This is a genomic window from Novosphingobium malaysiense (genome assembly GCF_000802225.1).
GTDB classification, from domain to species: domain Bacteria; phylum Pseudomonadota; class Alphaproteobacteria; order Sphingomonadales; family Sphingomonadaceae; genus Novosphingobium; species Novosphingobium malaysiense.
The window spans coordinates 740,956-757,601 of the sequence record NZ_JTDI01000003.1 but is presented as its reverse complement, the minus strand read 5'-3'; the positions used below and the strand labels follow the sequence as shown (position 1 = coordinate 757,601).

Sequence of the window (16,646 nt, the reverse complement as noted above, 5' to 3'; positions counted from 1 at the left end):
CCGCGCGTAACCCGTACGGGACGGCCGGATGCAGCGGGATATTCCTTCCGGCATCGTAACTATCCTTCGAAACGCGATGCCAACCAGATTAGCCTTTGTATGCCGCTTCATGATGCGCAACGAATGAGGCGATCACGAGGCCATGAAAAGAACCACGGACCTTCCGCGACCCAATTTCCTCGGCGAAGAGGAGGACGATACGGTCGACGATTCGGCGGAATCTAAGGGTTTCGCCAGCCTGCTGAACGTCGGCGCTCACAAGTCCAAGCGGACACCCGTGGTGATGCTCGATTCGGGAGAAGCGGAAGCTGCGGCGCGTCAGGTTCAATTGGACGCATCACACGGCTTTCACGAATCCGATCAGCCGGAGATGGGGCCCGAGGCAACCGGATTGCCGGCACAGTCCCAGGCCGAAGACGCCATTTCTGTCGGCGAGACGCAGCAGATCGAGGAACCGGTCGATACGCAGGAAAGTGAGCCGGTGGAAGCCGCGTCGGAGCGCGAGGAAGTATCCGAACCTGCGCCGGTGATCGGCAAGGCCGATGTCGCAGCCGCCGGTCATGACGGTGCAGCCGACCGGGAAGCCGACGACGAGAAAAGTGCGTCGGAATTGCCGAAAACGCTTGCGCGGGAGGCCGTCTCCGAAGACCTCGGCGCCGACGAATATCACAGTTACGAGCCGGATGCGGAGCCGGACGAGGCTACGCCTGCGGCTGTCCCTGTCCCTACCTCTGCGGAGACTGCCTCTCCCGCACCGCCGGCAGAGGCATCGGTTCGCAGCCACAGGTTGCGCGCCCAACTCGGGGTCTCTTTGCAGGCTGAGGAACAACCGGAGACCGGGCTAGCTGCAATCCTGCGCCGGCTTTTCGGCTGGCTGCAGCGATAGCCGTTCCGCATCCAGCGGTTGGCTCGGCGTTTCGAACCGCCGTCTCGGTCGTGAGATGAGACGCGATCAGGACTCGCGCAGGACTTTCCACCGTGCCGCGCCCTCTTCGCCATAGATGCGCACCACGTCCCTGCCGGAATAATAGGCCGGGAACTGTTCGGCACCTTCGGGGATCACTACCCAGGGTTGCTTGCTGTCGACGTAGATATGCACGTCGGGTGGGCAGGCGTCAGGATCGTCAAGCGTGCCCACTCGGACGAATGCGGCTTTTTCGCCGGCGCCGCCGAAATGACTCCATAGCGCGACTTGGCATTCCGGACAGCGAAACACCGCCTGGCCCCTGCCGCTGGCGGATGGGATGTCCGTCCGTTCCGGCGTTCCTTCGACGACGGTGACGCGGTCCGTCTCTATCAGGGCGTTGAGGGCAAAGGCAGTTCCCGATTCCCGCTGGCACCATCGACAGTGGCAGCAATGCACGACGATGGGATGCGTCTCGAGGCGGAAATGGACATTTCCGCAGGCGCAGCGACCGCGTGCCGTCATCCCGCTTCGCCTTCACAGATTTCCGCTAGCTGTGCGGCACATACGGTCCAGCCATCGATGAAGCCCATTTCCTCATGCTGCTTGCGGGTTTCATCGCTCCAATGCCGGGCGCGGGCGGTATAGCGGGTGCCATTGCCTTCCGGAGCGATTTCCCAGATGCCGATCATGAAAGGGCCGGAGGGCTGGAATTCTTCGGTCACCGCGTCGGTCGTGACGAAGCGGCGCCCTTCCTCGAACGCGAGATAGATGCCGTTTTGCGGCATTTCCTCGCCATCGGGGCCGTGAAAGGTCATGTTGCAGGCACCGCCCGCGCGCCGGTCCTGCCGATCCACTTCCGCGCGCCACGGCCTAGGGCACCACCATTCGCTTTGCCGCTCGGCCAGCACCTCCCAGACCTTTGCGGGCGGGGCATCGATGTATCGGGTGACCGAAAGTTCGTTTGCCGGCTGGGTATCTGCCATTGATCCTCTCCTTCAATCGCGGTCGGGGGCACCGAGCGGGAAAAACTGGCGATACGGGCGCGCATCGTCCACGCAGCGCGCTACGGCGGGCAGGCGCAGGAGATGGGTGCGCCAGCGCCGCAGGCGGGCAAGCTGTTCGGGGATCGGGTGAACCCAGTCGGCATAGAAGAGCGACGGGGCGGCGGCGCATTCGATCAGCGTGACCTGATCGCCGGCCGGATAGAACCGCAGCCACCCTTCAAGCCAGGCATAGACCTTGTCGAGCTTGGTGCGCGCTTCGGCGATGCGCGCCGCATCCGGATTTTCGGCATCGCGCAGGTATTCGTCCACCACGCTCTGCATCGGCGCCATCACGTAATTGTCGAAGACGCGGTCGAGCATGCGCATGCCGATGGCCGCGTCGGGCTCCGACGGGATCAGCATCTCGCTCGCGGTGTGATGTTGCGAGAGGTACTCGATGATCGTGGTCGCCTCGAACAGGAGGTTCTCGCCGTCGCGCAGAACCGGGAACTTGGCGAGCGGACCGGCCGACTGGACCACCTCGGTGTTCTCGGGATGGTCGGCATCGACGATGCGGAATTCGAAATCGACCTCGGCCGCATAGAGCGCGATAAGCACTTTCCACGTGTACGAGGAAAAGGGGTGTCCGAAAACTTCAAGACTCAAGCAGTTTCTCCCTTTCGCGCCGCTTCAATTGCGGCGATGTCAATCTTTTGCATGGTCATCATTGCCTGCATTGCGCGGCGTGCTGCGTCCCTGTCCGGATCGGACAGGGCCTGCGTAAGGGCACGCGGCGTGATCTGCCAGCACAGGCCCCACTTGTCCTTGCACCAGCCGCACGCGCTCTCGGCGCCGCCGTTATTGACGATGGCGTTCCAGTAGCGGTCGGTCTCTTGCTGCGTATCGGTCGCGATCTGGAACGAGAAGGCTTCGGAATGCGGGAACTGGGGACCGCCGTTGAGGCCAAAGCAGTCGATCCCCATCAGCGAGAATTCCACTGTCAGAACGTCGCCTTCGCTGCCGTCGGGATAGTCGCTCGGCGAGCGTTCGACACGTGTCACATGTGTGTCGGGAAATGTGGCGGCGTAGAATTCGGCGGCCTCGAGCGCCGTGCCATCGTACCACAGGCAGATGCACGCCTTGGCGGCCGTGTTGGGCTCGGTCATTTCTTCATCTCCGCGATCAGGGCATTGTCGATGGCCTTCGCCGCCTTGTAGGCCGGGCGGGCCTGGCAACGCTCGGCATAACCGACGAAGGAGGGCAGGGGCGGCATGATCCCGAAGTTGAGGCCCCAGTCGACAGCGCTGCCGACGTAGACATCGGCCATTGTGAAGCGCCCATCGCAGACCCACTTCGATGCCGAGAGGTGGCCGTCGAGCGTCTTCATCGTTCGCTCGAAGTTGCCCCAGCCAGCCATGCCTTCCTGCTCGGGTGTCGGTTCGAACTTGAGGCTGCGCGAGGTGATTGCCTGTTCGACCGGACCGGCGGCGAAGAATGTCCATCGATAATAATTGGCCATTTCCCCGTCGTTCGGCAGTAGGCCCGCTTCGGGATGCATCTCGGCAAGGTACAGGCAGATTGCCGCCGCTTCGGTCACGACCCTGTCCCCGTCCGCGGCATGGTGGACGAGGGTGGGCACCTTTCCCATGGGATTGGCGGCGAGAAACGCGGCCGGCTTGTCCTGCCACTGGACAATCACCGACTGATAATCCGCCCCGGCTTCGTGCAGGGCCCAGCGAGCAATCTGCCCGCGTGACATCGGATTCGTGTAGAACGTGTAGTCGGCCATCACTCGGGCTCCTTGGCTATTGCCGGGATGGGGAACATTACGGGAACAGCGGCGGCCGTCAACTATTTTGGCCGGCAATGCGGCGCGGGCCGACGAGGCCGAAGAAGGCCCCTTGCGGATCGAACGCGTGAACCGTCCACTCCCCGCCGGGAATTTGGTCGGGTTCGCCCAAGACATTGCCGCCGCCGGCCTTGGCTGCGGCAATGGCGGTGTCGATGTCCTCGACGCCGAAGTAGAACCCCCAGCCGGCGGCCGGCATGAAATCGGCCTTCTTCATCACCGCGCCGATGCCCACGCCGTTCGCCTGCAGAAAGCGGTAATCACCAAGATCTCCCATCGGCATCGCCCCTTCCTGCGTCCAGCCGAAATGCCGGCCGTAGAATGCAACTGCAGCCTCGTCGTCGGGTGTGACAAGCTCGTTCCAGCGTACCGTCTGCGGGCGGTCGACGGAAAACACGTCGCTGGTGGCGTCGGGATCGTGCGCGGGCGGGACCGGAGTCATCACGTAGAAGGGTACGCCCTGCGGATCGGTGACGAGCGCAAAGCTGCCGACCTCGATCGTCGTCTTCGGCATCATCACGCCGCCGCCCTCCGCGAGGATCGCTTCTACCGTTGCGTCGATATCGCGCGTGTGGATGTAGCCGAACCATCCCGGCCGCGCGCCACCGGCCAGCATCTCGTCGGTGAGCGTGAGCATCCCGCCAGCGCTACCGCCGTCGCTGCGGATGATGTGGCGATATTCGATGCCTTTTGCCTGAGGGCCTCCGCCGGTGACCTGCCAGCCCATGACGTCACCGTAGAAGGCGCTGGCTGCGTCGGGATCGGTGGTCATCAACTCGTACCAGATGAAGCTGCCTGCCGGATCGGCCATGCTCATTCTCCCATGACGACGACGGGTTCGAAGCCGCCGAAGACCATCCTCTTGCCATCGAAGGGTACCGGGTTCTGGTCCGGATCGAAGCGCGGGTCGGTCTGCATCAGCTTCATCAGCGCGGCCATCTGCACCTCGCGCGTGGCCTTGTCGGGCCATTCGATCCAGCTGAAGCAGACCGTCTCGTCCTCCTTGGCCTCCACCGCGCGATAGAAATCGGTCTGCTTGCCGTGCTGGAGATCGTCGCCCCAGCATTCCCAGACCCGGGTTGCCCCGTGTTCGAGAAAGATCGGGTCGATCTCGCGGGCATGGGCGATGAAAAGGTCCTTGTTGGCAATGGGGACCGGGATGATGAAGCCTTCGATATAGGACATGGCATGTCTCCGGTTCAGGCGGGCTCGCGGTATCCCGCCATCTGATCAGCCAGCGCGCGCTGGAAGGCCGGCCGCGCCTCGGCCCGCGCCTTGAAGGCGCCGAGGGCGGGGAAGCCGTCCAGCAGGTCGGTATGGTCCACATTGCGCAGCACCGATGTCATCATGATGTCGGCGATTGTGAAGGGGCCCGCGAACCACTCGCGCTCGCCCAGCGCCTTCTCGGTGCTCTTGAGCTTGCCGCGCGCCAGTTCAAGCATCGCCGGGCGGGCTTCCCTGGCCCAGGGCTGGCCGGCGAGGAAGAAGTCGAGATTGACGATCTGCATCAGCGAGGGCTCGACGCTGTTGAGTGCGGCGATGGTCCAGGTGATCGCGGACCAGCGAATGTCGGGATCGTGCGGCAGCAGCCGCTCGTCCTGCTCGCCGAGATAGAGCAGGATCGCGCCGCTTTCGAACAGGCGCATGTCGCCATCGGCAAAGGCCGGCACCTGGCCATAGGGCTGCCAGTCGCGGTAGCCATCGGGCTTGGGCTTGAAGGCATCGAGGTTCTGCACCGCATAGTCGCGCCCGATTTCCTCCAGCGCCCAGCGGATCCGCACGTCGCGGACCATGCCTTTCGCGAAGTCGGGCACGTTGTCGAAGGCGCTGATCACGGTTTCGGCGGTATCGGTTATCGGCATGGTGGTGTTCCCTAGGCATTGCTGCGAATCGGTATTGCCTTACGGTGACAGCGAGGTTACAAAAAGCAACGATGAAGTTGCAAAAAGAAACCAAAGTGGGTCGAGACGTTCAGGACGCGCGCAAAGTCCATGGCAAGTGGTACGGCGATGCCTGCGCCGCCGCCTTCGGCATGGAGCTGATCGGCGAGCGCTGGACGCTGCTCGTCATTCGCGAGCTGATGCTGGGCGGCCGCCGTTTCAGCGACATCCGCGCCAGCCTGCCCAACCTTTCCGCCAAGACGCTGACCGAGCGGCTGGAGACGCTGCAGGAGCTGGGCATCGTCGAGCGCGCGCACTTGCCGCCGCCGGTCTCGGCGCAGGTCTATCAGCTCACCGAGTGGGGCCGCGGGCTGGAAAAGGTGCTGCAGGAGCTGGGCCGCTGGGCCGTGCGCGCGCCGTTCCACGATCCCTCGTTGCCGCTCACGCCCACCTCGCTCATGCTCTCGATGCGCACGATGCTCGATCACCGCAAGATCGGCGACATGGAGCTGTGGGTCGCCTTCGACGTGGGCGAGGACCACTTCGCCGGGCGCCTGCGCCACGATGGCCTCAGCATCCATCCCGTCGGCGATACGATGATGACGCCCGACCTGCGCTTCAGCGCGCGCAGCGCCTCGGACTTCCTGCCCGTCTTCTACGGCAAGCAGACGCCCGAGGAAGCCGGCAACCGCCTGGCCATCGGCGGCGACGCGGACCTGGCGCGGCGGTTCATCGACCTGTTCGTGCTGCCGGCAAAGGTGGAGATGAAGGCGGCGGGCTGAGGGGAAGCCCAAACTCCCTTCGTTTTGCATACCACCCCTTCCTTTTCGGACAGGTCCGCCGCTAATCCGGCCAAAGCTTATTGCGGTGCAGCGCCGCGTCCTTTAGGCGGGAGGGCGATATGGCTGAATCTGCGAACATCATGACCGACACCCGCGACTCCACTGTACTGGCTGCTCCCGACACCGAAGTCGACGTGCGCGAAACCTTCGGGATCGACATCGACATGAAGGTGCCCGCCTTCTCGAAGGCGGACGAGCGCGTTCCTGACCTCGACGAGAGCTACGTGTTCGATCCGGACACCACGCTCGCGATCCTCGCCGGCTTTGCCTACAACCGCCGCGTGATGGTGCAGGGCTACCACGGCACCGGCAAGTCGACCCACATCGAGCAGGTCGCCGCCCGCCTCAAATGGCCGTGCATCCGCATCAACCTCGATGCGCACATCAGCCGCATCGACCTGATCGGCCGCGACGCCATCGTCCTGCGCGACGGCTTGCAGGTCACCGAGTTCCGCGAAGGCCTGCTGCCCTGGGCGCTGCAGCACCCGGTCGCGCTGGTGTTCGACGAATACGACGCCGGCCGGCCCGACGTGATGTTCGTGATCCAGCGCATTCTGGAGACCGAGGGCAAGCTGACCCTGCTCGACCAGAACCGCGTGATCCGCCCGGACAAGCACTTCCGCCTCTTCGCCACTGCCAACACGGTGGGCCTCGGCGATACCTCGGGCCTCTATCACGGCACCCAGCAGATCAACCAGGGCCAGATGGACCGCTGGAACCTGGTGGTCGGCCTCAACTACCTTCCGGCCGAAACCGAGATCGCCATCGTCACCGCCAAGGTGCCGCAGGTCGATGCCGGCACCATCGCCAACATGGTCAAGGTCGCCGACTTCTCGCGCCAGGGTTTCATGAACGGCGACATCTCGACCGTGATGAGCCCGCGCACGGTCATCACCTGGGCGCAGAACTCCGCGATCTTCAACGACGTCGGCTTCGCCTTCCGCCTCTCGTTCCTAAACAAGTGCGACGAGACCGAGCGCATGCTGGTGGCCGAATACTACCAGCGCGTGTTCGGAACGGAGCTACCGGAGAGTGTTGTCGGCAAGGCTTGAGGGGGCGCAAGGTCATTAATTGCGAGCGCGGGGATCGTCTCGGCCATTGCGGTCAGGACAGTCCGCGCGCTTGAGGTATCGAGGCCGGGGCGGAAGCGAACGGCGTTCGCCGCTTTGGCGCCATCTTCCATTGCCTGCGCTAGCACAACAATTGGTTTGTGGGCCGATGTAAATCCGGCCGGAATTTTCAGCTCTGCTGCACGCCCTAAGAAGTGGTTGCTCGCCACTTGGGCAACTCAAACTTTAAATTGCGGATCGTAGGTTCGAGGCGCTGTTAGTTAGTAATTTTCGTCTTGTGGCAACAGCCGGTTACTGGGCTTTGGTCCTGCGTTGAGCCACGGCAATCTCAAGTATGAATAGTGTAGGACGAAGTTTTCCTCCACCGCCGTAGATAAGAAGGTCGAAGCGGCCGAGTGGCTGGGTGCGTATTCGCCTTAGGCTTTTGTGGGATGGCCTACGGACAAGTAATCAACTCTGCCGAGTTCTCATTAACTTACTGAAATCGGCAATTCCCTCAACCTTCCAATCTTCCACTTTGTGTGGCATGTGTTACACAAAGGAGTACCATTATGGCGGAAAAGGTGCGTTACCCTCAAATCCCGAGCACAGTTTGGTGGGGTGTTCGGGCAATTCTTCATAAGACTCCGAATGTAACTGTCGATGAGCGGTTGCTTGGCGTGCAGCTCGGCGTGCAAGAAGCCGCTGCCCGCGCGTACATCAATGAGTTGAAGAATGTAGGCATTCTCACAGAAGAGGGGAAGGCGACCCCTATCGCGCAGAAGTGGCGGCTGGATGAAAGCTATGCCGAGGCGGTTAGCCAAATCGTCAAGGACATCTATCCTGAGGGATTGTTGCACCTTGCTCCCCCGGGTGATGCCGACAGACAGAAAGTCGTTTCCTGGTTTCTGCACGAGGGGCTTGGTCAGGGTTCAGCGGGCAACAAAGCCGCGACCTATTTACTCATCTCAAGTCCGACTCCGAATGAAGCCCCTCGCTCCAACGCGAAATCTTCTCAGGGAGACGGAGCTCCGAAGACGCGGTCCCCACGCTCTTCGCGGAGCGTATCCAAAAACGCACGAAGTTCGGATGAGAATCCGACTCGTCGAGAAGGGAACGATCGAAACGTGTCACCGCCTCGCACAGGTGCGGACGCTTTTCCGTTGAACATCAACGTGCAAATCCACATCAGTGCCGACGCTGGCAGTGAGCAAATCGAGTCCATCTTTCAGGCAATGAGGCGCTACCTATATGACGCTCCGGATTCTTGATGGCATCCGGCGACTTCAAGAGCATTTGCTGGAGGTCGGGCTTGCTCGTTCGGTTCTGGCACTTCCGGCGCCGCGCATGTTGGCCCTCCCTTCACCCACATCCGAGGGATCCGAGCCCGCTAGCGTCTATGAACGGGTGATTGTTGAGGCAGAGATTCATGATGTATCAGCCGACCTCTTCGTTTCAGGCCACTACAATCTATCGGTGGCAGAGGCATTCAAGGCAGTAGACAAGTTCGTTGCCGAACGAGTTCCTCATTTAATCCAAAACGGTACAACGCTGATGGAGCAAGTCTTTTCCCCGGGAGGCCCTTACCTTAAATGGTCCGAAATGAAGACGCCGTCTCAAGTCGATGAGCAGAAAGGTTATCATCGCCTTTTTTCTGGTGCGATGCTGGGAATTCGTAACCCAACGACTCACGAGTTCAATTGGGTTGAAGAACCCGACGTGGCACTTGAGTTAATCGTTTTTGCTCAACACCTCCTTCGCAAGGCAAAAGCCGCCGAGCTTGGAGCTGGTAAAGTTAAGGGCTAGCCTGCCCAATAACGTTCGCTTCATGGCCCCTTGTCGAGTTGAAGGAGGTCTCACAAAGGTCTGAAAGTGATGTTAGCAAAGATGAGATTCCGGTAAGTTCGATATTTAGCGGTTCAGGGCCTGCATAGGTTTGCAGCTGACGAAGGCCATGCCGGCACGGATGTCTTCTTTCACGCTGAATCCATTCCTCTCAAAGATCAATTCAGGGGATGCAAAGTGGGAAAACCCATTTTCCTACACACCCCCGCCTGCGGTACCCTCGCCGCATGCCCAACACACACCACCCCCGTCCGCCCCGCCGTTCCAACGCCGAGTACCGCTGGAGCAGGCTCCGCATCCATGCCTTCCTCCGCGCGCTGGCGGTGACGGGGTCGGTCGCGGCGGCGACGCGCGCCGTGGGGGGTGAGCCGGCAGTCTGCCTATCGCCTGCGCCGGCGGCTCGGCGCGGGCTTTGCGGAGGTCTGGGACGAAGGGCTGCGCCTCGGCGCGCAGATGCGGCGGGCCGGGCTGGTCTACGACGCGCAAGGTGACGGGTGGGTGCCGCAAGGTGACACTTACGCGCGCTAAGGTGACACCGGAGGCGCAAGGTGACACATTTCCCCTGGACCGTGTCACGCGTGTCAACCGGACTGTCACCTTGCGCTTGCGGGATGACCTTGATCACACGTCCGCTCACCCTGAGCTTGTCGAAGGGTGATGGTGCTGGCGCGGCGCCAACGTCCTGCGACAGGCTCAGGACGAGCGGAGGCGGAGTGAATTCAGTTCTCCGGATAGACCGCGCGGACGAAATAGAGCCCGTCGGGCGGGGCGTTCAGGCCCAGCGCCTGCCGGTCGCGGGCTTCGAGGGCTTCGCCCACCTGCTCCTCGCGCCAGCGGCCCATGCCGACCATGGCGAGGCAGCCGACCATCGAGCGGACCTGATGGTGCAGGAAGCTGCGCGCCTCGGCCTCGATCAGCACCTGCTCGCCCTCGCGCCGGACGTCGAGCCGGTCGAGCGTCTTGAGCGGGCTCCTGGCCTGGCAGTGGACCGAGCGGAAGGTGGTGAAATCGTGCTGGCCGACCAGCGCCTGCGCGGCGCGGTGCATGGCCTCTGCATCGAGCGGGCGGGAGACCAGCCAGGCCTTGCCCCGCTCCAGCGTCAGCGGCGCGCGGCGGTTGACGATGCGGTAGATATAGGCGCGCCCGATGCAGGAAAAGCGGGCGTGCCAGTCGTCCGCAACCTCCTCGCAGGCGGTAACCGCAACCGGGTTCGGCCGCATCCGGGCGTTGAGCGCTTCCATCAGGCGGAAGGGTGTGAAGTCCTTGGCGATGTCGATATGGGCGCGCATGGCGAGGGCATGGACGCCGGTATCGGTGCGCCCGGCGGCGTGCATCGTCACTGCCTCTCCGGTGACGGCATGGGCCGCGTCCTCGACCGTCTGCTGCACGGAAGGGCCGTGCGCCTGCCGCTGCAGCCCCATAAAGGGCGCGCCGTCGAATTCGAGAGTGAGGGCAAAGCGGGTCATTTCGCCACGCCGATACAGGACTGGCGCGGCGGTGCAAATGGCTTGGCGCAGGGGCAGGGGAATGGCACCATGCCTGCTCTACCGGGAAAGGATATGCCATGAGCGACAACGAGACCCAGCGTCCGCGCTTCGAGATCTTCCGCGGCGCCGATGCGCCCACGCTCGAGGAATGCGGCTGCATGACCTACGAGGGCGATGCGCCCAATCTCGCGGCGATGCAGCCCCGGTTCGCCGAGGCCACCCAGGCCCGCGGCGAATACAACGACGTGCCCTATCGCCGGCCGGGCATGAGCCTTGCGCGCCTCTGGTTCAAGAGCGGCTTCCCGCTGCCGCTGCACACCCACGATTGCGAATGCCTCTACTACATCGTCGCCGGATCAGTGCGCATGGGTAGCGAGACGCTGGGCGCCGGCGACGGTTTCTACGTCGGCGCGGACGTTCCCTATTCCTATACCGCCGGCCCCGAGGGCGTTGAAATCCTCGAGTTCCGCAACACCGACAGCTTCAACATCAAGGTGAAGGACAAGCCGGTCGAAGCCTGGGAAAAGACCGTCGAAGTCATGCGCGATGCCAGCAGCCGCTGGGATGGCGAGAATCCGCCCGTGCGCAAGATGCCGGAGAAGGTTTGACGATCAGACTTCCCGTTCGTGTCGAGAGGAGCGGGGGAAGGTTCAGCCGAGGCTGGTTCCTGCCGGAACGGGCTTGCCGCGCAGCAGGTCGCCGGTCGCCATCGCGGGCTTGCCGGCGCGCTGGATACGCGTGATCCGGATCGCGCCGGACCCGCAGGCGACGGTGAGGGCATCGTCGAGCGTCGTGCCCGGCGTGCCTGAGCCCTCGGCCACGTCGGCGGCCAGCACCTTGTAGCGCTCGCCGTCGAGTTCGAAGAAGGCGCCGGGTGCTGGCATGAAAGCGCGGACCTGCCGCTCGACCTGCTCGGCGGGCTGGGAGAAGTCGACCCGCGCCTCGGCCTTGTCGATCTTCCTGGCATAGGTCACCCCGTCCTCGGGCTGGGCGACGGGGCGGTGGATCGCGAGATCGCGCAAGGTGCCGATGAGGAGCTGCGCGCCGCGTTCGGCCAGCTCCGTGGTCAGCTCGCCGGCGGTCTTGCGGTCGATGGTGGTGCGCAGGGTGGCGAGCATCGGGCCGGTGTCGAGTCCGGCCTCCATCTGCATGATGGTGACGCCGGTGGTGGGATCGCCCGCCAGGATCGCCCGCTGGATCGGCGCCGCCCCGCGCCAGCGCGGCAGGATCGAGGCATGGATGTTGAGGCAGCCCCGCGCCGTCCCGTCGAGGATCGCCTGCGGCAGGATCAGCCCGTAGGCGGCGACGACGGCGATGTCGGCCTCCAGCACGGCGAAGGCGGCCTGTTCCTCGGCATTTTTCAGCGAGACCGGATGGCGCACCTCGATCCCGCGCATCTCGGCTTCCTTGTGGACGGGCGAGGGGGTCAGCTCCTTGCCGCGCCGGCCGCCGGGTCGCGGGGGCTGGGTATAGGCGGCCACGACCTCGTGCCCGGCCTCGACCAGGGCGACCAGCGCCGGCACCGCGAAATCGGGGGTTCCCATGAAGATGATGCGCATATGTGGGGAAATCTCCGGGTCTCTTTCGCTTGTGCCCGCAAGGCCCTATCTGCCGATCCATGGCATCGCAAGAGATCGAGACGCTCACCGCCGCCCTGTCGCGCCTTCCCGGCCTCGGACCCCGCTCCGCCCGCCGCGCCGTATTGTGGCTGATCAAGCGGCGCGAGACGGCGCTGGTGCAGTTGCTCGATGCGCTGGCGAAAGTGCGCGACACGCTCGTCGAATGCGACACCTGCGGGAATATCGATACCGCGAACCCCTGCGGCATCTGCAGCGATCCGCGCCGCGATACCCGCTCGATCTGCGTGGTCGAGGAAGTGGCGGACCTCTGGGCGCTCGACCGCGCCAAGCTCTTCACCGGGCGCTATCACGTGCTCGGCGGCAGGCTCTCGGCGCTCGACGGGGTCCGGCCCGAAGACCTGACGATCGACCGTCTGCTCCACCGTATCGAGGAAGGCGGGATCGACGAAGTCCTGCTCGCCATGAACGCGACGCTGGAGGGCCAGACGACCGCGCACTACATCGCCGAACGGCTCGAGAGCTATCCGGTCCGCGTGACCCAGCTCGCGCATGGCCTGCCGGTCGGCGGCGAGCTGGACTACCTCGACGAGGGCACGCTGGCGCAGGCGATCAGGGCACGTCGCCCTCTGGGATGACGGGCACTGGGTTGGAGAGGGGCTCGCTCTCTCCCTCGTCCGTTGTCGCAGGCTGATCGGACGGTGCTTCCGGCGTGACAGGATCCACGGCCTTGCCCGGCTTCACGCCGGCTTCGACGAGCCAGTAAGCTATGCCATCCGCTGCAGCCTGCATCCCTGCCTTGTTGAGATGCCATTGCAGCCCCTGCTTGCCGTCGTAGCCTTGCGGCGCGCCGATCATCCACGGTTCGGGATCGCACGGCGTGTGGTTGGCGGAGGCGAGGTTCATCTCGACGACCAGCGCCCCATTGGCGAGGGCAACCCGGTCGGTCATTTCCGCCAGACGCTGGCCGATGGTGCGGATGATCGCGGCATGCTCTTCGCTGAGCGGCGTGGCTGCGCACAAGGCTCCGGCAGGCGGCAGGGGCGAAAGGTACTGGACGAAGACGACCCTTGCTTGCGGCGCCACGTCGCGGATGCGCTGGACGATGGCGTTGAGCTGGGCTTCGTCGCGGGCATAGTCGGACTCGGTCGGAACGCGCACGACGCCGCAGGGTTTAGGCTTGGCGCCTGACAGCGCGAGCGCCTTGGCATTGAAGGCGCAGGTCGCCGAGAACAGGTTGCCGACGTAGGACAGGTCGTTGCCGCCGATAGTGATCGTGACCAGCCGCGTTTCGGGCGTGACGCTGGCGATCTGCGCCGGGATCTCATTCCAAGGGCCGAGCACGTGGTCGGTCGTTGCGCCCGAGCAGCTGCGGTCGATCAGCACCATCCCGAACCGCTCGGCCAACAGGGTGGGATAGTTGTTGAGGCTCTGCCCGCAGCGCTTCGGAGCACCGGGCTTGGCCGGAGGCAGCAAGGGGCCCGCGGCATAGGAAGAGCCCATCGCGACATACTGCGCGCCTTCCAACGTCTCCTCGACCGCTTCGGTATGATCCTTTTCCGCAGCCGCCATGGCGGGCGTCAGCGGCAAGGTGGATGCAGCAAGCGACAGGGCAGCCGCAAAAGCAATCCGCTTCATCACTTCACCCAGTCCAGACCGATCTCCTCGTAGATGTCGCGGGCCTCGGCCCAGTTTTCCTCGACCTTCACATGCAGGAAGAGGTGGACCTTCTGGCCGAGGATTTCGGCGAGTTCCTTGCGCGCCGCCTCTCCGATCGCGCGGATCTTCGCGCCGCGCTTGCCGAGCACGATGGCCTTCTGGCTGTCGCGGGCGACGACGATCTGCTGGCGGACTTCGACCGAGCCGTCTTTGCGCTGCGTGTAGCTCTCGGGGCGTACTGCGGTGTCGTAGGGCAGCTCGTCGTGCAGCTGCTGGTAGAGCTGCTCGCGAGTGATTTCGCAGGCCAGCAGGCGTTCCGAGGCATCGGAGACCTGCTCTTCGGGATAGTGCCAGGGGCCTTCGGGCATCAGGTCGGCAAGGCGCTGCTTCAGTTCGGGTACGCCGTCGCCGGAGAGAGCCGAGACGAAGAACACTTCGTCGAAGGCGGCCTTGCCGGTCAGGTCTTCGGCAAGGGCAAGAAGCGGTTCCTTGGCGCTGGCATCGACCTTGTTGAGGACGAGGAGCTTGCGCTCCGAACGGCCTTTCAGCGTTTCCAGCAGCGGCTCGAGTTCGTGGCGCCGCTGCTTGACGGCGTCGACGACCAGCAGGATGGCATCGGCTTCCTGCGCGCCTTCCCAGGCTGCGGCGACCATGGCCCGGTCGAGCCTGCGGCGGGGCGCGAAGATGCCCGGCGTATCGGCAAGGATGATCTGCACGTCATCCTTCAAGGCGATGCCCATCAGGCGTGCGCGGGTAGTCTGCGCTTTGGCGGATGTAATCGCAACTTTCTGGCCGACCAGCGCGTTGACGAGCGTGGACTTGCCGGCATTGGGCGCGCCGATTACGGCGACCAGACCGCATTTTTCGGTCATTGACGTAATGTTCCTCTGAGCTTCGTGCGGGGCAGGTGTGTCGACACGCTCTGCACCAGCGCTATCTGGGGCAACACGTCCCGCGTTGCAATTGCAAAGGTGCCGGATGCCGCCGACGATCGAAAATCATGCGAATTTCCGCATGAACTCTTCGGCCGCCCGCGTTTCCGCGTCCTGCTTGGAGTTGGCGGTCGCCTGAGCCGAACCGACGTTGTGGATGGAGACCTCGACAGTGAAACGCGAGGCATGATCGGGTCCGGACCGTTCGATCAACCGGTATTCGGGCATGCGACGACGGTTGCCTGCGGCCCATTCCTGCAGGGCGGATTTGGGATGCTTGAGCTTGCCCGTCTTGCCGGCGAGCGTACCGCTCCACAGGCTGCGTACCATGTCGCGCGCAGCAGCAAAGCCATGTTCGGTAAAGCAGGCGCCAATCATGGCTTCCATCACGTCGCCCAGGATATTGTCCGAATTCTCTCCCCCGTCGTCACGCGCCTGCTTGCCCAGCCGCATGTGCGGACCGAGCCCGATCTCGCGGGCGATCCGGGCGCACGTCGCGCGGCTGACGAGGGCATTGAGTCGCTGGGAGAGGCGGCCTTCCGCCTCGTCGCTGTGCTGGTAGAGCCATTCCGCGATCGAGAGACCGAGCACGCGGTCGCCGAGGAACTCGAGCCTTTCGTAGTTGCGCCTCTCACCCGTCGAGCCGTGCGTGAGCGCTGCAAGCCAGAGCGCATCGTCCTTGGGTGCGTGGCCCGAATGCCGGGTCAGGAAGTCGCGGGTATCACCATCAAGCATGGTCGTAAGGCACTCAGAACGTGCCTCCGATGCGGTTCCAGCGCGCAGCCGTGAACCATGTCCAGGGCTTGATCCACTCGGCCGAACCATCGGTGGAGAACATCATTACGGCGGCCCTGCCGACGAGGTTGGCCTGCGGAACGATGCCGATGCCTTCGCCCTCGATGGCGGGAAAGCGGCTGTCGAGCGAGTTGTCGCGGTTGTCGCCCATCAGGAACATGTGGCCTTCGGGGACGATGAACACACCCGTATCGTCCTGCGGCGTCTGCGCGAGATCGAGCACGTTATAGCTCTTGCCGTTGGGGAGCGTTTCGCGGAACTGCGGATAGTGACAGAATGGCTTGCCCTGCTTGTCCAACGTCCGGAACTCATCGGAATAGCAATGGGTGTTGGGCGATACCGGCACGACGAAGTCCCCGACCTTCTGCTTGGGCACCGGGGTGCCGTTCAGCCATACCTGACCGTTCTTCATCTGCACTTCGTCGCCGGGCAGGCCAATCACGCGCTTGATGTAATCGACGTCGTTGCCCGGAGGGGCCTTGAAGATGACGACATCGCCGCGTTCGGGCTGGCTGGCGAAGATACGGCCCGGGATCAGGGGAACGCTGAAAGGCAGCGAATATCTGGAATAGCCGTACGACCACTTGGTGGCGAACAGGTAGTCACCGTCGAGCAGTCGAGGCAGCATGGATTCGCTGGGAATGTTGAACGGTGAAATGATGAAGCTGCGCAGCGCGATTACACCTAGGACCAGCCAGAACAGGAAAGAGAAGAAATTCTCGTCCTTCTTGGCGGGAGCTTGCGGCTTGTTGCCAGCCTTTTCCGGCGTTGATTTTGCGGTTTCCGCCTCGGCGGCGCTGGGAGTGTCGCTCATGGGCAGACCCTTGTTGCCAGTGGGGCG

Annotated in this window: 22 protein-coding genes; 8 read left to right on the top strand and 14 right to left on the bottom strand. The window is 63.7% G+C overall.

Going from position 1 to position 16,646, the window contains the following annotated elements; translation table 11 throughout:
• The first annotated feature begins 142 nt into the window (after nt 1-142).
• Complete coding sequence (locus tag LK12_RS11490) at nt 143-886, top strand: hypothetical protein (RefSeq protein ID WP_039283633.1); 744 nt, start codon at nt 143-145, stop codon at nt 884-886.
• Nucleotides 887-952: 66 nt separating this feature from the next.
• Here the strand turns inward: LK12_RS11490 and LK12_RS11485 are convergent, their stop codons facing one another.
• Genes LK12_RS11485 through LK12_RS11450 form a run of 8 tightly spaced genes read right to left on the bottom strand, consistent with a single transcriptional unit; the run spans nt 953 to nt 5,601 of the window.
• On the bottom strand, nt 953-1,429 hold the full coding sequence (locus LK12_RS11485) for a GFA family protein (protein ID WP_039283631.1): 477 nt from the start codon (nt 1,427-1,429) through the stop codon (nt 953-955).
• Nucleotides 1,426-1,890 (bottom strand): SRPBCC family protein, encoded by a 465-nt coding sequence (locus LK12_RS11480; RefSeq protein WP_039283629.1) that lies wholly within the window; start codon nt 1,888-1,890, stop codon nt 1,426-1,428. The genes LK12_RS11485 and LK12_RS11480 overlap by 4 nt, the downstream gene beginning before the upstream one ends.
• Nucleotides 1,891-1,902: 12 nt before the next feature.
• The gene (locus LK12_RS11475; RefSeq protein WP_039283627.1) at nt 1,903-2,556 is read right to left on the bottom strand and encodes a glutathione S-transferase family protein; all 654 of its coding nucleotides are present in this window, start codon (nt 2,554-2,556) and stop codon (nt 1,903-1,905) included.
• Complete coding sequence (locus tag LK12_RS11470) at nt 2,553-3,056, bottom strand: VOC family protein (protein WP_039283624.1); 504 nt, start codon at nt 3,054-3,056, stop codon at nt 2,553-2,555. The genes LK12_RS11475 and LK12_RS11470 overlap by 4 nt, the downstream gene beginning before the upstream one ends.
• The gene (locus LK12_RS11465; protein WP_039283622.1) at nt 3,053-3,679 is read right to left on the bottom strand and encodes a glutathione S-transferase family protein; all 627 of its coding nucleotides are present in this window, start codon (nt 3,677-3,679) and stop codon (nt 3,053-3,055) included. Before LK12_RS11465 ends, LK12_RS11470 begins: the two co-directional genes overlap by 4 nt.
• Nucleotides 3,680-3,737: 58 nt before the next feature.
• Nucleotides 3,738-4,550 carry a VOC family protein gene (locus LK12_RS11460; protein ID WP_039283620.1) on the bottom strand — a complete coding sequence of 271 codons (813 nt, stop codon included), beginning with the start codon at nt 4,548-4,550 and terminating at the stop codon, nt 3,738-3,740.
• A gap of 2 nt (nt 4,551-4,552) precedes the next feature.
• Nucleotides 4,553-4,924 (bottom strand): DUF1428 domain-containing protein, encoded by a 372-nt coding sequence (locus LK12_RS11455; RefSeq protein ID WP_039283617.1) that lies wholly within the window; start codon nt 4,922-4,924, stop codon nt 4,553-4,555.
• Nucleotides 4,925-4,938: 14 nt separating this feature from the next.
• On the bottom strand, nt 4,939-5,601 hold the full coding sequence (locus LK12_RS11450) for a glutathione S-transferase family protein (RefSeq protein WP_039283614.1): 663 nt from the start codon (nt 5,599-5,601) through the stop codon (nt 4,939-4,941).
• Nucleotides 5,602-5,672: 71 nt separating this feature from the next.
• On the opposite strand from LK12_RS11450, the gene LK12_RS11445 reads away from it, so the two are divergent.
• The 5 genes from LK12_RS11445 (at nt 5,673) to LK12_RS24635 (ending at nt 9,883) form a co-directional block, all read left to right on the top strand.
• Nucleotides 5,673-6,401, top strand: a complete 729-nt coding sequence (locus LK12_RS11445; protein WP_039283612.1) for a winged helix-turn-helix transcriptional regulator — start codon at nt 5,673-5,675, stop codon at nt 6,399-6,401.
• Nucleotides 6,402-6,520: 119 nt separating this feature from the next.
• Nucleotides 6,521-7,513, top strand: coding sequence for a cobaltochelatase subunit CobS (cobS, locus tag LK12_RS11440; RefSeq protein WP_039283609.1), 993 nt, complete (start codon nt 6,521-6,523; stop codon nt 7,511-7,513).
• Between the two features lie 569 nt (nt 7,514-8,082).
• A complete protein-coding gene (locus tag LK12_RS11435; protein WP_039283607.1) occupies nt 8,083-8,781 on the top strand; it encodes a DUF5343 domain-containing protein in 699 nt (232 codons plus the stop codon).
• A complete protein-coding gene (locus tag LK12_RS23815; RefSeq protein ID WP_052223339.1) occupies nt 8,762-9,316 on the top strand; it encodes a TIGR02391 family protein in 555 nt (184 codons plus the stop codon). Before LK12_RS11435 ends, LK12_RS23815 begins: the two co-directional genes overlap by 20 nt.
• Before the next feature lie 402 nt (nt 9,317-9,718).
• Nucleotides 9,719-9,883 carry a hypothetical protein gene (locus LK12_RS24635; protein ID WP_156135461.1) on the top strand — a complete coding sequence of 55 codons (165 nt, stop codon included), beginning with the start codon at nt 9,719-9,721 and terminating at the stop codon, nt 9,881-9,883.
• A 191-nt stretch (nt 9,884-10,074) separates the two neighbouring features.
• Here the strand turns inward: LK12_RS24635 and truA are convergent, their stop codons facing one another.
• A complete protein-coding gene (gene truA, locus LK12_RS11425) occupies nt 10,075-10,821 on the bottom strand; it encodes a tRNA pseudouridine(38-40) synthase TruA (protein WP_039283605.1) in 747 nt (248 codons plus the stop codon).
• A 98-nt stretch (nt 10,822-10,919) separates the two neighbouring features.
• On the opposite strand from truA, the gene LK12_RS11420 reads away from it, so the two are divergent.
• Nucleotides 10,920-11,450, top strand: coding sequence for a cupin domain-containing protein (locus LK12_RS11420; protein ID WP_039283602.1), 531 nt, complete (start codon nt 10,920-10,922; stop codon nt 11,448-11,450).
• Nucleotides 11,451-11,492: 42 nt separating this feature from the next.
• Here the strand turns inward: LK12_RS11420 and fmt are convergent, their stop codons facing one another.
• Nucleotides 11,493-12,401, bottom strand: a complete 909-nt coding sequence (fmt, locus tag LK12_RS11415; RefSeq protein ID WP_039283600.1) for a methionyl-tRNA formyltransferase — start codon at nt 12,399-12,401, stop codon at nt 11,493-11,495.
• Between the two features lie 59 nt (nt 12,402-12,460).
• Between fmt and recR the strand changes: the two genes are divergently transcribed.
• Nucleotides 12,461-13,057 (top strand): recombination mediator RecR, encoded by a 597-nt coding sequence (recR, locus tag LK12_RS11410; RefSeq protein WP_039283598.1) that lies wholly within the window; start codon nt 12,461-12,463, stop codon nt 13,055-13,057.
• Here recR and LK12_RS11405 read toward each other — a convergent pair.
• The 4 genes from LK12_RS11405 to lepB form a co-directional block, all read right to left on the bottom strand.
• Nucleotides 13,032-14,057, bottom strand: a complete 1,026-nt coding sequence (locus LK12_RS11405; protein ID WP_082010461.1) for an SGNH/GDSL hydrolase family protein — start codon at nt 14,055-14,057, stop codon at nt 13,032-13,034. The genes recR and LK12_RS11405 overlap by 26 nt on opposite strands.
• Nucleotides 14,057-14,950 carry a GTPase Era gene (gene era / locus LK12_RS11400; RefSeq protein WP_039283597.1) on the bottom strand — a complete coding sequence of 298 codons (894 nt, stop codon included), beginning with the start codon at nt 14,948-14,950 and terminating at the stop codon, nt 14,057-14,059. Before era ends, LK12_RS11405 begins: the two co-directional genes overlap by 1 nt.
• A gap of 126 nt (nt 14,951-15,076) precedes the next feature.
• On the bottom strand, nt 15,077-15,745 hold the full coding sequence (rnc, locus tag LK12_RS11395; protein ID WP_039283595.1) for a ribonuclease III: 669 nt from the start codon (nt 15,743-15,745) through the stop codon (nt 15,077-15,079).
• Between the two features lie 13 nt (nt 15,746-15,758).
• Entirely contained in the window at nt 15,759-16,619 is an 861-nt protein-coding gene (gene lepB, locus LK12_RS11390) for a signal peptidase I (protein WP_039283594.1), read from the bottom strand.
• Nucleotides 16,620-16,646: the final 27 nt, after the last annotated feature.